This is a genomic window from Flavonifractor sp. An9, from assembly GCF_002161245.1.
Classification (GTDB): Bacteria; Bacillota; Clostridia; order Oscillospirales; family Oscillospiraceae; genus Flavonifractor; species Flavonifractor avicola.
In genome coordinates, this window is sequence record NZ_NFHC01000023.1 from 40,682 (window position 1) to 61,854 (window position 21,173).

Annotated in this window: 22 protein-coding genes; 12 read left to right on the plus strand and 10 right to left on the minus strand. The window is 62.3% G+C overall.

Annotated features, from left to right (window positions below):
* Positions 1-10 precede the first annotated feature (10 nt).
* From B5G40_RS13330 to B5G40_RS13340, 3 genes are read right to left on the minus strand one after another with little or no spacing between them, the layout of a single operon-like run.
* Entirely contained in the window at positions 11-1,267 is a 1,257-nt protein-coding gene (locus tag B5G40_RS13330) for a zinc-ribbon domain-containing protein (RefSeq protein WP_087399950.1), read from the minus strand.
* A gap of 14 nt (positions 1,268-1,281) precedes the next feature.
* Positions 1,282-2,550 carry a hypothetical protein gene (locus B5G40_RS13335; RefSeq protein ID WP_087399952.1) on the minus strand — a complete coding sequence of 423 codons (1,269 nt, stop codon included), beginning with the start codon at positions 2,548-2,550 and terminating at the stop codon, positions 1,282-1,284.
* Position 2,551: 1 nt separating this feature from the next.
* Positions 2,552-3,259, minus strand: coding sequence for a serine/threonine protein kinase (locus tag B5G40_RS13340; RefSeq protein ID WP_087399954.1), 708 nt, complete (start codon positions 3,257-3,259; stop codon positions 2,552-2,554).
* A gap of 98 nt (positions 3,260-3,357) precedes the next feature.
* Here B5G40_RS13340 and B5G40_RS13350 point away from each other — a divergent pair, with 98 nt between their 5' ends.
* The 3 genes from B5G40_RS13350 to B5G40_RS13360 are packed head-to-tail and all read left to right on the plus strand — an operon-like array spanning position 3,358 to position 7,166.
* Positions 3,358-3,792, plus strand: coding sequence for a helix-turn-helix domain-containing protein (locus tag B5G40_RS13350; RefSeq protein WP_087271646.1), 435 nt, complete (start codon positions 3,358-3,360; stop codon positions 3,790-3,792).
* Positions 3,793-3,823: 31 nt separating this feature from the next.
* Positions 3,824-4,954 carry an S-layer homology domain-containing protein gene (locus tag B5G40_RS13355; protein WP_158099539.1) on the plus strand — a complete coding sequence of 377 codons (1,131 nt, stop codon included), beginning with the start codon at positions 3,824-3,826 and terminating at the stop codon, positions 4,952-4,954.
* Positions 4,955-4,988: 34 nt separating this feature from the next.
* A complete protein-coding gene (locus tag B5G40_RS13360) occupies positions 4,989-7,166 on the plus strand; it encodes an Ig-like domain-containing protein (RefSeq protein WP_087399960.1) in 2,178 nt (725 codons plus the stop codon).
* Positions 7,167-7,245: 79 nt separating this feature from the next.
* On the opposite strand, the gene B5G40_RS13365 is transcribed toward B5G40_RS13360, so the two are convergent.
* Positions 7,246-8,007: an SDR family NAD(P)-dependent oxidoreductase gene (locus B5G40_RS13365; protein ID WP_087399984.1), complete on the minus strand. Its 762-nt coding sequence runs from the start codon at positions 8,005-8,007 to the stop codon at positions 7,246-7,248.
* A gap of 164 nt (positions 8,008-8,171) precedes the next feature.
* The gene (locus tag B5G40_RS13370; RefSeq protein ID WP_087399962.1) at positions 8,172-9,098 is read right to left on the minus strand and encodes a LysR family transcriptional regulator; all 927 of its coding nucleotides are present in this window, start codon (positions 9,096-9,098) and stop codon (positions 8,172-8,174) included.
* Between the two features lie 146 nt (positions 9,099-9,244).
* Here B5G40_RS13370 and B5G40_RS13375 point away from each other — a divergent pair, with 146 nt between their 5' ends.
* Entirely contained in the window at positions 9,245-10,840 is a 1,596-nt protein-coding gene (locus B5G40_RS13375; RefSeq protein ID WP_087399964.1) for an MBL fold metallo-hydrolase RNA specificity domain-containing protein, read from the plus strand.
* 41 nt (positions 10,841-10,881) lie between these two features.
* Here B5G40_RS13375 and B5G40_RS13380 read toward each other — a convergent pair whose 3' ends face one another.
* Positions 10,882-12,222, minus strand: coding sequence for an MATE family efflux transporter (locus B5G40_RS13380; RefSeq protein ID WP_087399966.1), 1,341 nt, complete (start codon positions 12,220-12,222; stop codon positions 10,882-10,884).
* Positions 12,223-12,315: 93 nt separating this feature from the next.
* Here B5G40_RS13380 and B5G40_RS13385 point away from each other — a divergent pair, with 93 nt between their 5' ends.
* From B5G40_RS13385 to B5G40_RS13410, 6 genes are all read left to right on the plus strand, one after another.
* The gene (locus tag B5G40_RS13385; RefSeq protein ID WP_087399968.1) at positions 12,316-13,155 is read left to right on the plus strand and encodes a MerR family transcriptional regulator; all 840 of its coding nucleotides are present in this window, start codon (positions 12,316-12,318) and stop codon (positions 13,153-13,155) included.
* A 73-nt stretch (positions 13,156-13,228) separates the two neighbouring features.
* On the plus strand, positions 13,229-13,828 hold the full coding sequence (gene lexA, locus B5G40_RS13390; protein ID WP_087399970.1) for a transcriptional repressor LexA: 600 nt from the start codon (positions 13,229-13,231) through the stop codon (positions 13,826-13,828).
* 1 nt (position 13,829) lies between these two features.
* A complete protein-coding gene (locus tag B5G40_RS13395) occupies positions 13,830-14,285 on the plus strand; it encodes a methylated-DNA--[protein]-cysteine S-methyltransferase (protein ID WP_087399972.1) in 456 nt (151 codons plus the stop codon).
* Positions 14,282-14,512, plus strand: coding sequence for a permease of phosphate ABC transporter (locus tag B5G40_RS13400; RefSeq protein ID WP_206407247.1), 231 nt, complete (start codon positions 14,282-14,284; stop codon positions 14,510-14,512). The genes B5G40_RS13395 and B5G40_RS13400 overlap by 4 nt, the downstream gene beginning before the upstream one ends.
* A gap of 12 nt (positions 14,513-14,524) precedes the next feature.
* The gene (locus B5G40_RS13405) at positions 14,525-14,710 is read left to right on the plus strand and encodes a DUF6440 family protein (RefSeq protein WP_087189135.1); all 186 of its coding nucleotides are present in this window, start codon (positions 14,525-14,527) and stop codon (positions 14,708-14,710) included.
* Positions 14,707-15,459 (plus strand): exodeoxyribonuclease III, encoded by a 753-nt coding sequence (locus B5G40_RS13410; RefSeq protein ID WP_087399974.1) that lies wholly within the window; start codon positions 14,707-14,709, stop codon positions 15,457-15,459. The genes B5G40_RS13405 and B5G40_RS13410 overlap by 4 nt, the downstream gene beginning before the upstream one ends.
* A gap of 45 nt (positions 15,460-15,504) precedes the next feature.
* Here B5G40_RS13410 and B5G40_RS13415 read toward each other — a convergent pair whose 3' ends face one another.
* The 4 genes from B5G40_RS13415 to B5G40_RS13430 all read right to left on the minus strand — a co-directional run bounded on the left by B5G40_RS13415 (position 15,505) and on the right by B5G40_RS13430 (position 19,020).
* Positions 15,505-16,953 (minus strand): nicotinate phosphoribosyltransferase, encoded by a 1,449-nt coding sequence (locus B5G40_RS13415; RefSeq protein WP_206407248.1) that lies wholly within the window; start codon positions 16,951-16,953, stop codon positions 15,505-15,507.
* Positions 16,954-17,147: 194 nt separating this feature from the next.
* Positions 17,148-17,693 (minus strand): cysteine hydrolase family protein, encoded by a 546-nt coding sequence (locus B5G40_RS13420; protein WP_087330108.1) that lies wholly within the window; start codon positions 17,691-17,693, stop codon positions 17,148-17,150.
* A complete protein-coding gene (locus tag B5G40_RS13425; RefSeq protein WP_087399976.1) occupies positions 17,690-18,217 on the minus strand; it encodes a GNAT family N-acetyltransferase in 528 nt (175 codons plus the stop codon). The genes B5G40_RS13420 and B5G40_RS13425 overlap by 4 nt, the downstream gene beginning before the upstream one ends.
* Entirely contained in the window at positions 18,214-19,020 is an 807-nt protein-coding gene (locus B5G40_RS13430; protein ID WP_087399978.1) for a TIGR04255 family protein, read from the minus strand. The genes B5G40_RS13425 and B5G40_RS13430 overlap by 4 nt, the downstream gene beginning before the upstream one ends.
* Positions 19,021-19,152: 132 nt before the next feature.
* Here B5G40_RS13430 and B5G40_RS13435 point away from each other — a divergent pair, with 132 nt between their 5' ends.
* A complete protein-coding gene (locus B5G40_RS13435) occupies positions 19,153-20,031 on the plus strand; it encodes an aldose 1-epimerase family protein (RefSeq protein ID WP_087272771.1) in 879 nt (292 codons plus the stop codon).
* Positions 20,032-20,061: 30 nt separating this feature from the next.
* Positions 20,062-21,057 (plus strand): YARHG domain-containing protein, encoded by a 996-nt coding sequence (locus tag B5G40_RS13440; protein WP_087399980.1) that lies wholly within the window; start codon positions 20,062-20,064, stop codon positions 21,055-21,057.
* Positions 21,058-21,173 lie beyond the last annotated feature (116 nt).

Here is a 21,173-nt window from a genome sequence, read left to right on the forward strand (position 1 = left end):
ATCATCCCTTTCATTCAAAGGTAGCGCCTCCGGTATCAATGGCATGGTTGTTGGGGTTGAGGATGGTCGCCACGTTGCTGTCAAACAGGCAGAACTTAAAGTCAATGGTCCTGAGGCCGGGCACCCGCAAAAGGTCCACCGCCACCGTGTTGTTCCGGAAGGTGTTGTTGGTAAAGTCAGTGTAATTGCAGTAAGTTCCGCCGCTGTCGAAGCGGAAGCCGATGTCGTTGTCGGTAAAGAGGCAGTCTTTTGGGTTGGCCCAGGCCTCCCCGCCCACCAGCAGGCCGATCTCCCAGCCGGTGAAGGAGCAGTCCAGCACCCGGTACTGGGCGGCCACGGTGAGGCCGGTGCCGGTGCCGTTCCCCACAAAGTCGATGTGTTCGATGTCGCACAGAGGGTCCTCCTCCGGCGCAAGCACCACCGGCCCTAAGAAGGTGGTGCGCCGGCCCTGCCCGTCGGTGGAGCCGGAGAGGTTGATCCCCCGCCGGTCAATGGTGAGGCCTCCCTCATAGGTCACCGGCGGCAGGTGGATCCGCACCACCGTGGGCAGGGGGACCTCCGCCTGAATCTGATCCACCAGGGCCTGGAGGTCCTCAATGGTGTCCATGGGGTAGTCCTCCGGGTAGTAGTGGGCGGTGTCCACCCTCTGGAAGTCGATCTTCTGGCGGAGGAAGATGGTGTCCCCGTTTTTCATGGTGATGGTCCACTCTACCTCCACCGGCCCCTGACTGCGGCCGGTAAAATCCAGGGTGGTCAGGGCCAGACCGTCGTAGGGATTCAGAGGCTTCAGGGGCAGAGAGCAGCTCACCGGGGAAGGGCTGTCCGGCGGCTGGATCACCCGGACCTGAACCTCAGACGTCTGGTTGAGGAAGGCCCGTCCTGCGTCTTCGCCGGAGTCCACATGGGCGACAAACAGCCGGGAGACCCGGTCGTAGACCCCGCCCTCCTCCACCTGCATGGTGTGGGCCGCCTCGGGGACTATGTCGGTGCGGCAGGTAAGGAACAGGTGGTAGTCGCTGCCATTCAGGGTATAGGTCAGCTCCCCCCAGGCCTCATATACGTTGGGGGCAAGGGCGTCGGATACCAGCCAGCCCGCCCAGCCAAAGACGGCCAGCACCAGCAGCAGGAGGGCCCGCCGCAGCGGTTTCAGCCACCAGCGGACGGGTGTGTCCACCTCATGTCGGGTGCGGAGGTTTTGGGCGCAGTGGGGGCAGAAGGAGGCTTCCGCTGGAAGGGGCGTGCCGCAGTGGGGGCAGCGTAAATTCATAGCACTCGCCTCCCTCATTCAAAGGTGGCACGGGTGAGGTCGGTGGGGTGGTCGGCGGGGTTGGAGAGGTTCAGGCCGTTGCCGGAGAAGGCGCAGCCGTTGAAGTAGAAGGTCTTGCTCCCGGGTACCCGGAGCAGCTCCACGGCGGTGCCGTTGTTCCGGAAGGTGTTGCCCTCCAGCATATTGCCGTTGACGTAGTCCCCCACGCTGTCAAAGCGGAAGCCCACGCCGTTGTCCTCAAACCAGCACCCGGTGGGGTCGGCCCAGTCGTCTCCGCCCACCAGCAGGCCGGTGTCCCAGCCGGTGAAGAGGCAGTCCTGCACCCGGCCGTCGGCCTCCACGGTGAGGCCGGTGCCCGAGCCGCTGCCCCGGAAATCGATATTCTCGATAAAGCACTGGGAGCCCCGGCCCACGTCCACCGTCACCGGACCCAGAAAAGCGGTGCGCATCTTCTTGTCATCCACGGTGCCGTACAGGTTGATGGGACGCCCGGTGATGGTGAGACCCCCTTCGTAGTGGACGGGGGGCAGATTGATCCGTACTACCGTGGGCAGGGGGACCTCCGCCTGGATCTGATCCACCAGGGCCTGGAGGTCCTCAATGGTGTCCATGTCGTACTCCTCCGGGGTGTAGTCCACTACATCCACCGGCTCGATCACCATCTTGTGCCGCAGAAGGATGGTGTCCCCGTTTTTCATGCGGATGTCCCACCGAACCTCTGCCTCCCCCCGGCTCTGACCGTCAAAATAGAGTGGCGAGAGGGCCATTCCCTCGGCGGCAGGATCGCCCTGATAGGTGGGCTGCTGCCAGGTGATGGGGGAGGGGTTGTCCTGGGGCTGGGTCACCTGGACCTGGATAGTCTCGACCTGCTGGCGGAAGACCTGCCCGGCGTCGGCGCCGGTGTCCACATGGGTCACAAAGAGCTTGGCCGCCCGGTCATAGTCCCAGTCTTCGATGGTCTGCACGGTGTATTCCGGCTCCGGGGCGCTGTCGTTACGGAAGGTGGCCGCTAAATGGTAATCGTTGCCGTTCAGACGGTAGGTCAGCTCCCCCCAGGCGTCGTATGTGTCGGGGGTAACGGCGTCATAGAGCAAACAGACCGCCGCAGCCAAGGTGGCCAGCGCCAGCAGAAAAAGGACCCGCCTCAGTGGCCGGAGCCACCGGCGGACCGGTGCCTTCGCCTCCCGCCGGGGGCGGAGAGCTTCCATGCAGTAGGGACAGAAGGAGGCCTCGCTGGGGAGGGTGGCGCCGCAGACAGGGCAGGGCCTGGTCCCGCCGGTCATGTCACAAGACCTCCATCAGCCGCAGCACATTGCGGTAGCGGTGCTGGGGGTTGACGTGGGTACACCGGTCCACAATACGGCCCATTTTGCCCCCCGCCAGCTTTTTGGAGGGGTGCTGGCCGGTGAGCATCACGTTGATGAGTACCCCCAGGGAGTAGATGTCGGTGCGGATGTCCGACTGGGACAGGCCGTACTGCTCCGGGGCGGCAAAGCCGGTGGTGCCCAGGATCTGGGTGTCATTGTCATGTTCCGGTTTATGTAAACGGGCGGCGTCAAAATCAATGAGTACCGCCTCATCCCCCCGGAGGATGATGTTCTCCGGCTTCACGTCCCGGTGGACGGCGCCGATGGAGTGGAGGACCCACAGGGCCTTGCACACCTGCCGGACGATCTTTCGGGTCTCCTCCGGTGAAAAGAGGGCCTCCTGCAGCAGGAAGCCCATGGTGTCGCCCTCCACAAATTCCTCCAGCGTCAGGACCTTGCTTCCCTCTACCGCCACCTCGTACACGGTGGGCAGGTTGGGGCAGGTGTAGTCCAGCAGCTTTCGGTAGACTTCCGGATTGCCGGTGAAACGGCGCAGGATCAGACGCCTGCCGGTGGCGTTGTGCCGGATGAGCTGTACGCTGCCCCGGGGGCTTTCCTTTAAGATCCGGACCAGCTCATACTCTTCCTGAAGCGCATTTGACAGCCAGGTATAAATAGAAATCACCCCTGAAAAACCTTGTACACTATGCAGTGGGCATATTGTATCCAGGTACAAATTGTTGTAAATTTAGTATAAACGATTTCCATTTGAAAGTAAAGGGAGTGATAGGATTGGAAAATAAGACCACGGGCGATCTGAGCCATGATCTGATGAGCGAGGCCAACATTGACTCTTATCTCCACGACAATCAGCCCTTCTTTGCCAACCAGAGCATTGCGGAGCTGCTGGCGGAGTTATATGAGAAGAAGGACTTTTCCAAGGCGGCCCTGGCCCGGAGGGCGGGGATGAGCGAGGTCTATCTCCACCAGGTTTTTGCCGGCCGGCGCAATCCCTCCCGGGACCGGCTGCTCTGCCTGTGCGTGGGCCTGGAGACCACCCTGGAGGAGGCCCAGCGGCTGCTGAAGCAGGCCGGCTACGCCCCCCTCTATCCTCGGCTGAAGCGGGATGCCATCATCAGCTTCGGCATCGTACATCACATGGAGTTGGGAGAGATCAACGACAAGCTGTTTTCGGAAAATGAAAAGACCCTGTATTGATATCATCCACCAAATGAGAGGAGCAAAGCACATGAGATTCATTGGAAAAAAGATCTGCGCCGGGGCGCTGGCCCTGGCGCTGTCTGTGTCCCTGCTGCCCGGGGCGGCCCTGGCGGCGGAGAGCCTGGATAACTTTCAGAGAGTCAATGCCTATGCTGCCGGGACCTTTACCGATGTGGCCGCCGACAGCTGGTATGCCGGCAGCGTAAAGGATGCCTATGAGCTGGACCTGGTGAAGGGGAGCAGCGCCACCACCTTCTCTCCCAACCAGAACATCACCATCGGCTCCGCCCTGGCGCTGGCCTGCCGCCTGCACAGCATCTACCACACCGGCAAGGCCGACTTCCAGCAGGGGGAGCCCTGGTACCAGGTGTATGTGGACTACGCCATCTCAAACGATATCATCGCCAGTGACGAGTTTACCGATTATAACGCCAACGCCACCCGCCGCCAGTTCGCCGGCATCCTGGCTAAGTCTCTGCCCTCTGACGCGCTGAAGGTCATCAACCAGATTGAGCCGGGGGACATCCCCGATGTGGATATTGGCTCCTCCTACGGGGCGCTTATCTATTTCCTGTACGGGGCGGGCATCCTCACCGGCAGCGACAAGTACGGCACCTTCCAGCCGGAGACGCCCATTGACCGGGCGTCGGTAGCCACCATCGTTTCCCGTATGGCTCTGCCCGGCCAGCGCAAGCAGCTGACCCTGGAGGAGAAGGAGCCGGAGCCCACCCCCGGCACCCCGGCGCTCACCCCCGGACAGCTGAGCAGCCTGAAGAATGACATCGACAAGGCTGGTGAGGCCATTGCCGGCGGACAGAGATCGGCCAAGATCGTGGAGGACTCTTCCATGCCCAATCTGGTGGGTCCCACATCCACCCTTTTGATCATGACCAATGGTGTGACGGCTGTGGGATTTTTGGATCTGGCCCGGGATGTGCTGAAGAATGTGGATGCCATTCCCATCTCCTATGACGGATACACCAGCCTTCAGGAGCTGATCAAAGTGACCCGGGATGACCTGTGGAATGAGTGCAGCGGGCACCAGAACAAGATCAACAAATATACCTGGAGTCTCTATTTTGATCAGGGCTGCGCGTCCATGGACAAAGCTGAGAGGCGGATCGCCGCCATACAGGAGATTATTGCCACCCTGGGATAACAAGCCCGCAAGTCAATGACAAGGAGGAACTGAGATGAAACGCAAACTGCTGAGCCTGCTGATGGCCCTTGCCCTCATGGCGGGCCTGATGCCGGCGGCTCTGGCGGCAGACAACATGGACCACTTCAAAAAGGTCAACGACTATCCCGCCGGGAAATTTACCGACGTGGCTGCCTCCAGCTGGTACGCCGAGAGCGTGCAGAAGGCCTACGAGCTGGACCTGGTGAAGGGAAGCAGCGGCAACACCTTCTCTCCCACCCAGAATCTGACCATCAGCTCCACCCTGGCCCTGGCCTGCCGCCTGCACAGCATCTACCACACCGGCAAGGCCGACTTCCAGCAGGGTGAGCCCTGGTATCAGGTGTATGTGGACTACGCGGTGGAAAACGGCATCATCACCGCCGGCCAGTTCACCGACTACAACGCTAACGCCACCCGCCGCCAGTTCGCCGGTATCCTGGTGAAGGCCCTGCCCGCTGAGGAGCTGAAGGCCATCAACACCATCGAGGACGGGGACATCCCCGATCTGGCCGCCGGTTCTGCCAACTATGAGGATATCTACACCCTCTACCGGGCGGGCATCCTCACCGGCAGCGACAAGTACGGCACCTTCCTGCCTGAGACCCCCATCGACCGTGCCTCGGTGGCCACCATTGTCTCCCGTATGGCGCTGCCCGACCAGCGCCGCCAGGTGACCCTGGAGGAGAAGCCGGTGACCATTACCGCCATCACCCTGGATAAGACCACCCTGGCCATTCAGCAGGGCGAGAGCGGCAAGCTCACCGCCTCCGTTACCCCCGCCAACTCCACTGAGGCTCTGACCTGGACCAGCTCCAACAAGAGCGTGGCCACCGTGGCCGCCGACGGTACCGTCACCGCCGTGGCCCCCGGCACCGCCGTTATCACCGCCGCCGCCTCCAGCGGCGTCAAGGCCACCTGCACCGTCACCGTGTCCAAGCGGGCCCTGTCCACCCAGCCCCTCTATGAGGACTCCAACGTGAAGATCTCCTTTGTCCGCATAGAGAGGGATAAGTATGATGCTGACGAGGCCGTGCTTTATCTGGACGTGACCAACAAGATGAGCAGCAAGATCACCTTCCAGTGTGTTGCACTGAACCTCAACGGCTACACCTTCAATAAGCTGGTCATGAGCGACGATGTGTCCGCCAACTCCACCGGCAGAGTGAGTCTCACCATCCAGGATTTTACCGCCTCCCCGGTGAACCTGAACGGCGTGGAGACGGTGGGCGGCCAGTTCCACATCATCCCCGGCGGCGTGATCGGCGACTTCGATATCATTAACATCCGCTTTGATGCCACCAATCTGTACACCAACAAGACCGACAACACCATCCCCACGGTCAGCGACAAGGAAAAGCTGTACAGCGATGACAACGTGGAATTCTACTACGGCTATGCCGAGCGCTACCCCTACAGCAGCGACAACAGCGAGATCGAGGTCTATCTGCTGGTGCGCAACAAGACAGACATTACAATAGAGATCCAGAACGAGACCCTCATCGTGGACGGGCGCAGCTACAACAACACCATTATGTCCGACCCTGTTTTGCCGCACTCCACCGGATATGTCAACATCAGCGTGCGGGATTACAGCGGCCCGGCTCCCGCTTCCATCACTACAGTGGGGGGCGACTTCCGAATCCTTGACGAGCAGGGCAACCGGGACTACTATACCATCACCCTGGGCGGCGGCTCCAGCGGCGCCTGGGAAGGCGGCGGCAGCACCACCGATCCTGATCCCGACACCGACACCGATACCGGGGACGATGACGGCGACCGCAAGATCACCTATACCGACGTCAAAAACCTGAATGAGTACGCCAGTACCATCAGCAAGACCCTCAACAACGGCACGAAGGTCATGAATACCTTTATGGATAACAGAGTGCCTGCCTACCAGGTGCTCTGTCTGAAGCAGACGATCAGCTACGCCCAGTCTGCCGCCCGCAACGTCAAGTACGCCATGGATCTGCTGGATGATCTGCCCGATGTCACCCTGACGGACGGCAGCACCCTGCAGGAATACGTCAAAGAACTCTATGATGTGCTGGGTCAGCTGGACGACATCACCATTACGGAGGACAATGTGACCGAGGCATATAAGGAGATCTCGACCCTCATGCTTCGGGCCTCCGCCAAGGCCGTTACCTTCCAGAAGCTGACGGTGGATATGATGAGTGTATTTGTCTGATCCCCAAACCATATAAAAGAAGCCCGGCTCCCAAAGGGAGCCGGGCTTCTTTGTGCTGTAGGGAATGTGTTGTATGGAATCAGATGGTGGCGCCGTAGTCCACCACCAGGGTCTCGCCGTTGATGGCCTTGGACTCGTCGCTGGCGAAGAAGAGAATGGCGTTGGCCTGATCCTCGGGCTGGGTGCGGGGCAGGGAGCCGTCAAAGTGCTTGCCGCACAGGTGGCAGAACTCGTTGTCGAAGGTGGCCAGATTGGCGGGATCAAAGATGTCGGTCTGGGTGGGGCCGGGGCAGACGGCGTTGACCCGGATGCCCTTGCCAGCAAACTGGATGGCCACGTTCTTGGTCATGCCGATGACGGCCATCTTGGCGGCGGTGTAGGACACACCGGCGTTGGAGCGGGTGGCGCCGATGGAGGAGATGTTGACAATGGAACCGGAACCGGCGGGAGCCATGTACCGCAGAGCCTCACGCATCATGTAGTACACAGAGGTCTGATCCACGGCGATGACCTTGTTCCACAGCTCCTCGCCGCAGTTGGTGATGGACATATTCTTGTCGTCGATACCGGCGTTGTTCACCAGAATATCCACCCGGCCGAAGGTCTCCACGCAGGTCTCCACCAGACGGCGGCAGTCGGCGGACACGCTGACGTCGGTGGACACGGAGATGGCCTTCACACCCAGAGAGGCGGCGTACTCCTCCACTTCCTTCAGCTTGTCCAGCCGGCGGGCAGCCAGAACCAGGTTGGCGCCCTCCCGGGCAAAGAGCGCTGCGGTAGCCTTGCCGATACCGGCGTTGGCGCCGGTAATAATAGCGACTTTTCCTTCCAGACGTTTCATGCTGATGTTCATCCTTCCTATGTTGTGGGCGGCCCTACCGCCGTTAATCAGAACAGACCTGAGTCATACAAAATAGGTATAGAGAAAGTCCCCTCTGTTCCGCTGTGATACCTTTAGTATAGCGGAACAGAGGGGACTTTCAAAATGCCCCTTGCGGCGCAGTATTATGCTCTTGAAGTTATACCTGCGGCAGTCATCCGAACCTTCTCCTGCACCAGCCAGTCGGTGGCAAACTGGATGAAGGCGTTGGCCGCATCAGTGAGGGGATAGCCTTTGTGGTAGGATACCCCCAGGCTGGCGGGGGGAATCCCTTCCTCCAGAGGAATAACTAGGATAGGGCTGTGGGGGAAGAGAGCCCGCAGCCGCAGCATCTGGGACACCGGCATCAGAGCCACCCCGGCTTTTTGCTCCAGCAGGCGGTAGACCAGGTTGGTGCTCTCCACCTCGTAGGCCAGGGTGGGCTCAAAGCCCCGGGCCCGGCAGGCGGAGCGGAGGGTCTTGGCGTCCAGCCGGGAGGCGTCGCAGATCAGAGGCTGACCGGCCAGGGCCTTCAGCTCCACCATGGCTTGCGTTGCCAGGGGGTGGTCCCGGTGGACAAACAGGCCGTAGTCCATCTCCCCCAGCAGGCGGAAGGTAAGCAGATTGTGGTTGAGCGGGTAGGGGGTGACCGCCAGGGTGAGGGTGCGCTCCACCAGCTGCTGGGCCAGCCGGGAGGCGTCCCCCTGGTACTGGCGGATGCCGATCTCCGGGTGGGCCCGGGAGAAGGGCTGGAGGATGTCGGGGAGAAAGCCGTCGATGGAGCAGCCCAGAGAGAGGATATTCTGGTTGTTTTCATATAACCGCTGTACCGTCTGGATGCAGGCGTTCAGCTCCCCGAAGGCGTTCTCCACCCCGGAGAGAAAGATCCGGCCATATTCGTTGAGCACCACCTTGCCCTTCCGGTGCTCAAAGAGGGGGACCCCCAGCTCCCCCTCCAGCCGGGCAATGGAGCGGCTCAGGTTGGGCTGGGTGACAAACAGCTCCCGGGCCGCCTGGGAGATATTTCCCGTGCGGGCCACGGTGCGGAAGTAGTTGAGTTGGGAAAACTCCATTGACTCACGCCCTTTCCCCCGTATTATACCGGATTCCGGCAAAAAAGGAAAGAAATCATCCCGGGCCGACCCGGTCACTCCGCTATTTACACCGGCGGGTTTTGGGAGTACAATACACTTGTAGAAAATGCACAAGGAGGTGCCCCATGAAACTGACCTTTTTCGGCGCAGCCCGTGCCGTGACCGGCAGCTGCCACTGTGTGGAGTGCGGCGGGAAGAAGATTCTGGTGGACTGCGGCCTGCAGCAGGGCAGGGACGAGCGGGACAACCAGGAGCTGGACTTCAATGCCGGGTACATCGATGCGGTGGTGGTTACCCACGCCCACATCGACCACTCCGGCCGCATCCCCCTGCTGGTGAAGCAGGGCTTTGAAGGCAACATCTACTGCACCCGTCTCACGGGGCAGTTGCTGAGCATTATGCTGCGGGACTCGGCTCACATCCAGGAGAGCGACGCCCAGTGGCAGAACCAGAAGGGCAAGCGCGCCGGCGCCGAGCCGGTGGAGCCCCTGTATACCGTGGCCGATGCCGAGGCCGCCATCAAGCATATCGTCACCTGTGAGTACGGCACCCGCCTCCAGATCGAGGACGGGGTAAAGGTGCGCTTTGTGGACGCGGGCCATCTGCTGGGCTCGGCCAGTGTGGAGATGTGGCTCACCGAAGGGGAGGAGACCCGGAAGGTGGTATTCTCCGGCGATATCGGCAACCGGGACCAGCCCATTATCCGGGACCCGGAGTATATCCGGGAGGCCGACTATGTTTTGACGGAAAGTACTTACGGCGACCGGCTCCACGACATGGACAAGAACCCGGATTACACCGGAGACCTGGCTGCCATCATCGACGAGACCCTGGGCAAGGGGGGCAACGTCATCATCCCCTCCTTCGCCGTGGGCCGCACCCAGGAGCTGCTCTATTTCATGCGGGAGATGAAGGAGCAGGGGCTGGTGAAGAGCGTGCCCGACTTCCAGGTGGTGGTAGACTCCCCCCTGGCGGGCGAGGCCACCCGCATCTTCTCCGGCGATCTCCACGGCTATCTGGACGAAGAGGCCATCGCCGCCCTGAAGGGGGGCGCCTTGTTCCAGTTCCCCGGCCTCACCATCACCGAATCCAGCGAGGAGTCCCGGGCCCTTAATCAGGACAAGACCCCCCGGGTCATCATCTCCGCTTCCGGTATGTGCGACGCGGGCCGCATCCGGCACCATCTGAAACACAATCTCTGGCGGCCCGAGTGTACCGTGGTCTTTGTGGGTTTCCAGGCCGAGGGCAGCCTGGGCCGGCGGCTCATCAACGGGGTTACGTCGGTGAAGCTCTTCGGTGAGGAGATCGCCGTCCGAGCCAAGATCGTCAACTTCCACGGCCTGTCCTCCCACGCCGACAGGGACGGCCTGCTGCGGTGGATCGAGAGCTACAATCCCAAGCCCCGGCAGGTCTTTGTGGTCCACGGCGACGCGGAGGTCACCGAGATCTACGCCAACACCCTGCGCCAGATGGGGCTGGCCGCCCACGCCCCCAACTATGAGGAGGTCTACGACCTGCTGTCCAACAAGATGCTGGCGCCTGGCCTGCCGCCAGAGCAGAAGCCCGCAGCCGCCCCCGGCGCCTCCCCCGCCTACCAGCGGCTGGAGGAAGTGGGCCGCAAGCTGATGGAGGTCATCTCCCACAACAAGGGCGGCACCAACAAGGACCTGGGCAAGTTTGCCGATCAGCTGCGGGCCCTCATCGAGAAGTGGGACCGCTAAACGACAGAAACAAAGGCCGCCCGATTGGGCGGCCTTTGTTGTCAGGCTTGGATGGCCCCGTAGCCGAATTTGGTCCGGTAGTGCCACAGAAAACCGATGGACAGCAGGCAGGAGACAGCCTCTGCCACCGGCACCGCGATCCACACGCCGGTGACCCCGATGATCCGGGGCAGCAGGAGCAGCCCGGCCATGAGGAAGCCGAAGGTGCGGGCGAAGGAGATAATGGCGGAGGTCCGCCCGTCGGACAGAGCGGTGAAGAGGGCGGAGGCAAAGATGTTTACCCCGGCGAAGAGGAAGGAGGGAGCAAAGAGGTGGAAACCCTCCAGGGCCAGGGCATTGACCTGGGTACCGGCAGGGGAGAACACCCCCACGATGACCGGGGCCAGCAGCAGGGCGGCGGCCAGGATGCCCACGGCGGTGCACAGGATGAACCGGGAACAGTGGCGGAAGGTGGAGCGCAGCCGGTCATACCGCTCCGCACCCTGGTTGAAGCTGAACACCGGGGCTACGCCCATGGAGAAGCCCAGGAACAGGGCCACCAGCAGGAACTGGGCGTAGAGCACGATGGTGATGGCGGATACGCCGGGCTCTCCCAGCAGTTCCATCATGATGGCGTTGAAGAAAAAGGTGGTGACGGCGGTGGACAGGTTGGTTACCATCTCGGAAGAGCCGTTAAAGCAGGCCTTGCCCAGCAGCCGCCAGTTGGGCCGGGGGCGGGAGAAGCGCAGCCCCTCCTTCCGGGTGAGGAAGAAGAGCACGCCGCACACCGCCGGAATGCAGTAGCCGGTGACGGTGGCCACGGCGGCCCCGGCGATGCCCATGCCCAGAGGCCCCATGTACAGCCAGTCCAGCACGCCGTTGGTGACGCCGGCGGCGATGGTGAGCCACAGCCCCAGGCCGGGCTTGCCCGCCGCCACAAAAAAGCTCTCAAAGAGCAGTTGGAGCATGGCCATGGGGGCAAACATCAGCAGAATCCGCAGATAGCAGGCGGCGTCCGCCAGCAGCAGATCGCTGGCCCCCAGCAGCCGGGCCAGAGGCTCCGCCCCAAAAACGGCCAGCAGGGCGAATATCACTCCGGCGCATACCGCCGCCAGGGTCAGAAAACCAAAGGTGCGGCGGGCGCCTTCCAGGTCCCCCGCGCCCATCCGGTGGGATACCACGGCGCTGCCGCCGGTACCCAGCATAATACCCACCGCCAGCACAATGCTGACAGCGGGATAGGCGATGTTGATGGCGGCCAGGGCGTTCTCTCCCACCAGCCGGGAGGTGAGCACCCCGTCCACAATGGTGTACAGGGAGGTCACCAGCATCATGATGGTGGTGGGCAGGGCAAAGCGGAGCAGTCCGCCCAGGGTAAAGTCCTGATCCAACCGGTTTTTCATAGCCTGTGCCTCCTTTTTTCTAAAGCATTTACAAACAGCATTGAACATGATAAGCTATCGGGTAACCCGATAGTCAAGAGGGAGGTTTGCGCCATGGATCAAACAGAGATGCGCTTTACCACCGGGGAGTTTGCGGCCCTGTGCGGCGTCACCAAGCACACCCTGTTTCACTACGATGAGACCGGCATCTTCTCTCCCGCCATCCGGGGGGAGAACGGTTACCGCTACTATGCTCCCGCGCAGATCGAGGTGTTCCAGGTCATTTCCAGCCTCAAGGAACTGGGGATGCCCCTGTCCGACATCAAGGCCTACCTGGACCGGCGCAGCCCGGAGACCCTGCTGGAACTGCTGAAGGAGGAGGAGGCCGCCCTGACCGAGAAGCTGTCCCGGCTGCGGCGGCTGCGGACCCTGATCCGGCGGAAAGCAGAGCTGACCCGGCAGGCTCTGGCCGTCCAGCCCGGCGAGGTAAGGTTGGAGGAGTGGCCCCAGCGGTGGTATGTGGCCACCGCCGCCCCCGGCATTACCGACGCGGGCAAATATGCCCGCATTCTGGCCCGCCACCTGGAATACTGCGAGGCCCATCAGGTGGCCAGCCCCTACGCCCTGGGGGCCATCCTGCCGGTGGAGGCTACCCGGCGGGGAGACTGGGAGGGTTATACCTACTGCTATACCCAGGTGGACAGACCAATCCGAGGGGTGCAGATGCTCACCGCCCCGGCGGGACGCTATTTGACCTACTTCCACGCCGGCAGCTTCGACACCGTGCGGGAGGGCTACCAGCGGCTGCTGGACTGGGCCCAGACCTGCGGAATGACCCTGGGAGAGCTGTTCTGGGAGGATGTGCTGCTGGACGAGCTGGCGGGCAAGGGCTACGACCAGTACCTGCTGCGGCTGTCGGTGCACCTGTCCGGGGAGAATTTTGAGCAAATTTAGAACAAATGTTTGCAATATTGAGGGGATTATGGTATACTGAGGTCGGATAAAACTGACCAAAGGAGGGTCTGCCATGAAAACGCTCTCGCCCAAGCAGCAGCAGATTTACGATTATATTATTTCCTTTTCGGCGGAGCACGGCTATCCCCCCTCCGTCCGGGAGATCGGGGCCTATGTAGGGCTGAAATCCCCCTCCACCGTCCACTTCCACCTGAAGGGGCTGGAGTCGGCGGGCCTCATCACCAAGGCGGAGGGTAAGACCCGCTCCATCACCGTGGCCCAGCCGGAGACTCCGGCAGTCCCGGAGGACAAGGTACCGGTGGTGGGCAGCGTGGCCGCCGGGTCGCCCATCCTGGCCCAGGAGTGCATCGAGGACTATCTGACGTTTGACACCGGCGGGCGGCCCGGGGAGTATTTTGCCCTGAAGGTGCGGGGGGAGTCCATGAAGTATGCCGGTATCCTGCCCGGGGACCTGGTGATCGTCCACCAGCAGGCCGACGCCCACAGCGGGGAGATCGTGGTGGCCCTCTTTGAGGACGAGGCTACGGTGAAGACCCTCCGCCGGAAGGACGGCCATGTGTGGCTCATGCCCGAGAACCCGGACTACGAGCCCATCGACGGCGAAGGATGCGCCATCCTGGGCAAGGTCACCGCCGTGGTGCGGCGGTACTGAGATGAACCGGGTGGTCTTTGATACCCCCGTGGGGCCCATGGCCCTGGAGGAGGACGGGGGCGGGCTTACCGCCCTGTATTTGCCCAATTCCCCCATGTCTCCGGTGGGGGAGGAGACGCCCCTGCTCTCCCGAGGCAAGGAGGAGCTGCTGGCCTATCTGGCGGGGGAGCGGCGGGACTTCGATCTGCCCCTTGCCCTCCGGGGTACTCCCTTTCAGCACAAGGTGTGGTCCGCCCTGGCGGACATCCCCTACGGGCAGACCATCACCTATGGGGAGCTGGCCCGCCGGGTGGGCCGTCCCAAGGGGAGCCGGGCGGTGGGCCAGGCCAACCACCGCAATCCCCTGCCCATCCTTTTGCCCTGCCACCGGGTGGTGGGGGCCAACGGGACCCTTACCGGCTACGGGGGCGGGCTGGAATTGAAGGAATGGCTGCTGCGGCTGGAGGGAATCTTATGAAAAGACTGTTTTCTGCCGCCGATGCCTATATCGCCAAAATGAACTGGAAGGACCTGGCCCTGGTGAAGCTGTGCCTGTGCGCCGCCGGGGTCATGCTGGGCCTGGCCGCTCCCAAACGGGTACGGAAGTGGGCTGCACTGGGGGCAGTGGCCGTCTTTGTGGCTACCTATCTGCCTATTATGCTGAAATTCCTCCCCCATCTGGAGGGTGAGATGCGAAAGGAATAAAGGAGCGTGTCTATGGGAAAGGATAAGCGCTTTCAGGTGATCTACACCCAGGGTGTGGCCGATGCCACCCGGGTTCTGCTGGATACCAAGACCGGTATGCTCTACCTGGAGATGCACGACGGATATGCCGGCGGTATTACCCCGCTGCTGGACAGCGACGGAAAACCCATGAAATGGAAGGCGGAGGACTGGGAATGAAGCTGATCACCTGGAACGTCAACGGCCTGCGGGCCTGCCTGGGCAAGGGCTTTCTGGACTTCTTCAAGGAGATGGACGCCGACGCCGTCTGCCTCCAGGAGACCAAGCTCCAGCCCCACCAGATCGAGCTGGACCTGCCGGGCTACCACATCTACTGGAACAGCGCCGAGAAGAAAGGCTACTCCGGCACCGCCCTCATCACCAAAACCGAGCCTCTGGCCGTGACTTACGGCCTGGGCATCCCGGAGCACGACACCGAGGGCCGGGTGATCACGGCGGAGTATGAGGACTTCTATCTGGTGTGCTGTTACACCCCCAACGCCAAGGAGGGGCTGGCCCGCATCGACTACCGGATGCAGTGGGAGGACGATTTCCGCGCCTACCTGATGGCTCTGGACCAGAAAAAGCCAGTGGTGCTGTGCGGCGATTTGAACGTGGCCCATGAGGAGATCGACCTGAAGAACCCCAGGACCAACCGGGGCAACGCAGGCTTCTCCGACCAGGAGCGGGAGAAAATGACCGTCCTGCTGGGCAGCGGCTTTGCCGACAGCTTCCGGGCCCTCTATCCGGACAAGACCGGGGCCTATACCTGGTGGAGCTACCGCTTCAACGCCCGGAAGAACAACGCCGGGTGGCGCATCGACTACTTCATCGTGTCGGAGCGTCTGCTGCCCCGGGTGAAGGACCAGATCATCCACGCCGACGTCACCGGCAGCGACCACTGCCCGGTGGAGCTGGATCTGGAATAAGACAAAAAACAGGACTGCCGCACAGTTTGCGGCAGTCCTGTTTATTTATTTCCCTTCCCGGGTCAGCAGGCTCTGCTTCAGATCCCACAGCTTCTGGGACAGGTCCACATAGTAGTTGTGGGGATTCTCAAACCGCTTTACCTCGTCCCACAGCAGGTCGATCTGCCCGGCGCACCAGGCCCGCATCTCGGCGATGGGAGGGGAGTCGTACACCCGCTTGCCGCCCTGGAACACCGGCACCAGCAGCTCCTTGGCGGTAAAGTTGGTGAACACGCTGCGCTTCCAGGTGGCGTCCGGGTCGAAGAGCTCCAGGGGCTTGCTCTCGTCCACCGTCTCGTCCCACAGAGTGATGAGATCGGCAAAGGCCTTCCCCGTCTCGTTGTCGAAGAGGCGGTACACTTTCTTGAAGCCGGGGTTGGTGATCTTGTCCGGGTTGGCGCTGATTTTGATCTTGGGGATAATATTCCCCTCTTTGTCCTCGATGGCGGCCAGCTTGTACACGCCGCCGAACACCGGCTCGCTCTTGGAGGTGATGAGCCGCTCGCCCACGCCGAAGGAGTCGATCTGGGCCCCCTGGAGCAGCAGGTCCCGGATGATATACTCGTCCAGGGAGTTGGAGGCCACGATCTTGCACTCGGTGAGCCCCGCCGCGTCCAGCATCCGCCGGGCCTTCCGGGACAGATAGGTCAAATCGCCCGAGTCCAGCCGGATGGCGCAGTTGGTGATGCCCTGGGGGAGCAGCACTTCCTTGAAGGCGCGGATGGCGTTGGGCACGCCGGACTTCAGCACGTTGTAGGTGTCCACCAGCAGGGTGGCGGAGTGGGGGTAGAGCTGGCAGTAGGTCTTAAAGGCGGTATACTCGTCGGGGAACATCTGGACCCAGGAGTGGGCCATGGTGCCGCCAGCGGGGGAGCCGTACACCTCGTCGGCCAGGGTGCAGGCGGTGCCTGCGCAGCCGGCGATATAGGAGGCCCGGGCGCCCAGAATGGCGGCGTCGGGACCCTGGGCTCGGCGGGAGCCGAACTCGCTCACCGGCCGCCCGTCCGCCGCCCGCACAATGCGGTTGGTCTTGGTGGCGATGAGGGACTGGTGGTTCAGGGTGAGCAGCAGGAAGGTCTCAATAAACTGAGCCTCAATGGCGGGGGCCCGGACGGTGAGGAAGGGCTCCCGGGGGAAGATGGGGGTGCCCTCGGGCACCGCCCAGATGTCGCCGGTGAACTTGAAGTTCTTCAGATACTCCAAAAAGCCCTCGCAGAAGCAGCCCTTGCCCCGCAGGTAGGCAATGTCCTCCTCATCGAAGTGGAGCCGCTCCACATAGTCGATGACCTGCTCCAGCCCGGCGGCAATGGCGAAGCCGCCCCCGTCGGGTACGTTGCGGAAAAAGACGTCGAAATAGCAGATCTGCTCGGTGTAGCCCGGCGTCTGGAAATAGCCGTTGCCCATGGTGAGCTCGTAAAAGTCACAGAGCAGGGTGTAATTCATGTGTTGCTTCATGGCGTTCAAACCTCCCGGTTTATGGCTCACCATGGGGCCCCGCAAGGCGGGGCGCCGCGGTAAGCGGCGCAGGGCGGCGGAATTCAGTTTCGCCGCCCGCATATTAAATGGGATTGGGACCCCAGGTGAATGGGACATTCACCTGGGAGAGAGCTCGTAGAAATCACAGAGCAGGGTGTAGTTCATATGTTCCTTCATGGTGTTGTAACCTCCCGGTTGATGACCGTGATCTGCAGGGCCTCCATCAGGTCCAGCACGTTGTGGTGGAGGACGGGGTCGGGACCGGCAGTGCAGGCGGCGTCCACCACCAGCTCCGCCTCGGGCAGGGCGGCCTTGGCCATAATGGCGTTGGACAGCACGCACAGGTAGGACACCAGCCCCACCAGCTCAATGCGGTCATACCCCTGGCTTTTGAGCCAGTTGCCCAGCCACAGGGAGGGGAAGGCGGGCTTGCATACCACCATGTCCCGGCTCCTGTCTATGGCCTGTCCGGTTTTGCCGTAGAGCTGCCAGCCCTCCGAATTCATCAGACAGTGGGGCACCGGCAGCTTCCGCCCCTCCTGGGTGTCCAGGTAGTTTTCCTGGTGGGTGTCCAGGGTAAAGGCCACGTCGTCACCGGCGGCGTAATAGGCGGCAATTTTCTGCGCAATGGGGCCGTCCAGGGTTTCCGCCCCGGCAAAGCCCAGGGCGCCGTCCACAAAGTCCTTCTGGTAGTCCACCACCAGCAGCAGTTTTTTCATGGCTGTTCCTCCTGATGCAGATCCTTCTCAAAGCAGGGGTAGGTGAGGGGTCGGCCGTGAAGGTGGATCTCCCCCACCTTGGAAAAGCCCATCTTGCGGATCAGAGCCTGCATCCGGTCATTGAGGGAATAGGTGTCGATGCGCATGGCGGCAATGCCCCGGCGGCGGGCTTCCTCCTCGGCAAAGGCGAAGAGGGCGGAGCCCACCCCATGACGCTGGAAGGTAGGATCAATGGCCATGCGGTGGATCACCACGGCGGGGCGGCTGGTGGTCCAGGGCAGGGGATCGTACTCGGGAGATTCGCTGGTGTTGACGCAGGCCACACCGGCCAACTTGCCGCCGAGGAAGGCGGCGTAGAGCTCCCCCCGGTTCATGTCCCCGGCGTAGAAGTCCCGGGTGGGGTAGTCCTCCCCCCACTGGGGGTTGCCCAGCTGATTCATGTGGACCACCGCCCGGCCCACCATGGCCCAGATCTCCTCCAGCTCCTCCCGGCGGGCGGGACGGATGGTCATCTCCCCGGTCATTCGGCGACGGGGGTGGGGCCCATGGCCTCGTGGAGGGTGTTGGTCACGGCGCCCCGGAAGAGGCAGACGGCGAAGCGGTGCATTTTCTCCAGCTTCTCAGGCACGGCGTCGGCATTGACCTGACCGGCAGCGGAGAAGTCCCCGTCCAGAATGAACCGGGTCTCCTTGGGCTGGTTGGCGTTCTGGGGATTGTTGGCCCCCACCAGGCCGGGACCGGCATGGAGCTTCATGCGGTAGCCGCCCACCAGGGGGGTCTCCACATCCAAGGCGCACTTGACGATCTCGCTCTCCTCCACGTCGGGCTCGCCCAGGATGCCCAGATACTGGCTCTGGATCAGATCGTCCCACAGCTGGTCCTCCAGGCCCAGGGCCTTCCGGGACACCGCGTTGACGTACCGCAGGCCGATGCGCTCAAAGTAGGCGGGCTGATAGATCTGGATGAACTGGGCCAGAGCCTGGTCCAGCCGGATGGCAAAGTCCTCCCACCGCTGATAGGACAGGGTGGACAGGGCGATAAAGTTCTGGGTCAGGTTGATCTTCCAACGGCCGTCCTCCGAGATGAAGTGGTAGTTGATGATGGGCTTCTGAGGCTCCAGGGCGGTGGCGTTGCCCTTCTTCACCACCTTGGGGGGCAGCTGCTCCTGCCGGGTCATATACTTGGGGAAGTCCTTCCGGATGGCCTCCTGGAAGGCGGCGGGCTCATTGGCGCCGATGGACAGAATGGTGGGGAAGCGAAGCTGACAGATGACCTCCACCAGAGGGGAACGGACATAATGGAACCGCTCATATGGGGCAAACAGCATAGTGGCTGCTCCTTCCTATTATAAAGTCTCTCCTATTTTATCCCCGAACCGGCCATATGTCAAACACCGCGGCCTTGCATTGGAGGAAAAGGGCCGGTATAATGCAGGTAGCAACACAAGGAGGCGTATGTGATGGAACTGGAACTGAAACGGGGCGGGCGGACCGCAAGGGTGGCCACTCACGGCGGCGAGCTGGTGTCCTATCGGGACGAAAACGGCCTGGAATATATCTGGACGGGAGATCCGGCCTACTGGCCGGGGCGCAATCCCCTGTTGTTCCCCATTGTGGGCGGCCTGAAGGACGGCAAGGTCCACATTGAGGGGAAAGAGGTCTCCATGAACCGCCACGGCTTTGCCCGCACCAGCGAGTTTGCGGTGGCCGGGCAGGGGGAGGACTGGGCGGAGCTGGAGCTGCGGGAGAGCGGCGACACTCTGGCGGTCTATCCCTATCCCTTCCGGCTGGTGGTGCGCCAGCAGCTCACCGACACCGGCTTTACCACCTCTGTGACGGTGACCAACACCGGGGACAAGCCCATGCCCTTCTGCCTGGGGGCCCACACCGGCTTCCGCTGCCCCCTGGAGGAGGGGGAGGCCTTTACCGACTACGAGGTGCGCTTTGAGCAGAAAGAGACCTGTCCCACCCTGGTGCCCGACGCCAACGGGGTGGACCTGAACCGTACCCGGCCCTGTCTGGAGGACACCGACGTGCTGCCTCTGGACTACAAATACTTTGACGAGATGGATACCCTGATTTTCCGGGGCCTCAAGTCCCGGCAGGTGGAGCTGCACAGCAAAAAGTCCGGCAAGGGCGTGCGGGTGCGCTTCCACGACTTCCCGCTGCTGGCTCTGTGGTCCATGCCGGGCAAGGCGGCGCCCTATGTGTGCATCGAGCCCTGGCACGGAATGTCCGCCGAGGCGGGAGAGGGCCCGGAGCTGGGTGACAAGGCATTCTGCATCACCCTGGCCCCCGGCGAGAGCCGTACCCTGGGCTATCAGGTGGATACCCTGTGAGCCGGCCTGAGAGGAAGGAGGTTCTGCGCCATGTTTTGTAAATACTGCGGGGCGGAGCTGGCGGATACCGCCGCCTTCTGCAACAAATGCGGCAAGCCCACCACCAAGCCCGAGAACCGTCCGCCCCAGCCTGCTCAGCCCGCCCCACAGGCTCCCGTGGAGCCTCCCAGGTACGAGCCGCCCAAGGGGCCGCCCCGGCAGCCCTCTGTAGAGATGGCCGGGCCGGAGCAGGAGCCGCCCCGCCGGAAGGGGGGCTACATTGCCCTGGCGGTGATTCTGTGTGTGCTGGTGATCGGCGCGATTGTGGTCCTGGTGATGGCTATGGGCATTCTGAAGCCCACTTCTTCCGATGCTGAGGCCAGCCCCAGCCCCTCCGACGTCATGGAGACGCAGCCCATTGAGAGTGAGCCGCCGGAGGAGGACGGCAAGCCCACCCAGACCCCCGATCAGGAGCAGAGCAGCTATCCCATTCAGCTGGATATGGACCAGCTGCTCACTAGCCGGATCAATGGAACCACCTTCCGGGAGGCCTGGGAGCAGGGCTGGCTGGATGAGTGGATGAACCTCTATGTCAACGGCAGCTCCGACGGATCTTCCCCCTATGAGGCCTACTGGTACGACGACGGCCTGCGGGAGTGGACCTACTACGGCATCACCTACAGCCAGGCCGCATCGGCGGGCTGGGGTGACATCTGGCTGGAGCTGCTGGGCAGCCGGGACGACGACGATCCGGACACCATGGACGGCGACTATCTGCTGCCCACCGACAGCCAGTACATCGATAAGAGCGATCTGGCCCCCTTCACCAAGGAGGAGGTAAGCCTGATCCGCAACGAGATCTATGCCCGGTATGGCTATCAGTTCTCCAGCCAGGAGATCCAGGACTATTTTGACCGCCAGAACTGGTACACCCCGGTGGAGGGGCTCAACGCCTCCACCTTTGACACCAGCGTATTCAATGCCTACGAGCAGGCCAACCTGGAGACCATCCTGGCCTACGAGCGGGAGATGGGGTGGCGGCAGTGAGACGACTGTGCTGCCTGGCGCTGATGGCGGCGCTGCTGTGTACCGGCTGCGCCGGACAGAGTGGGGAACAGGCCGCCGCCACGCCCACCCCGGTGGTGACGCCCTCCGCCGAGCCC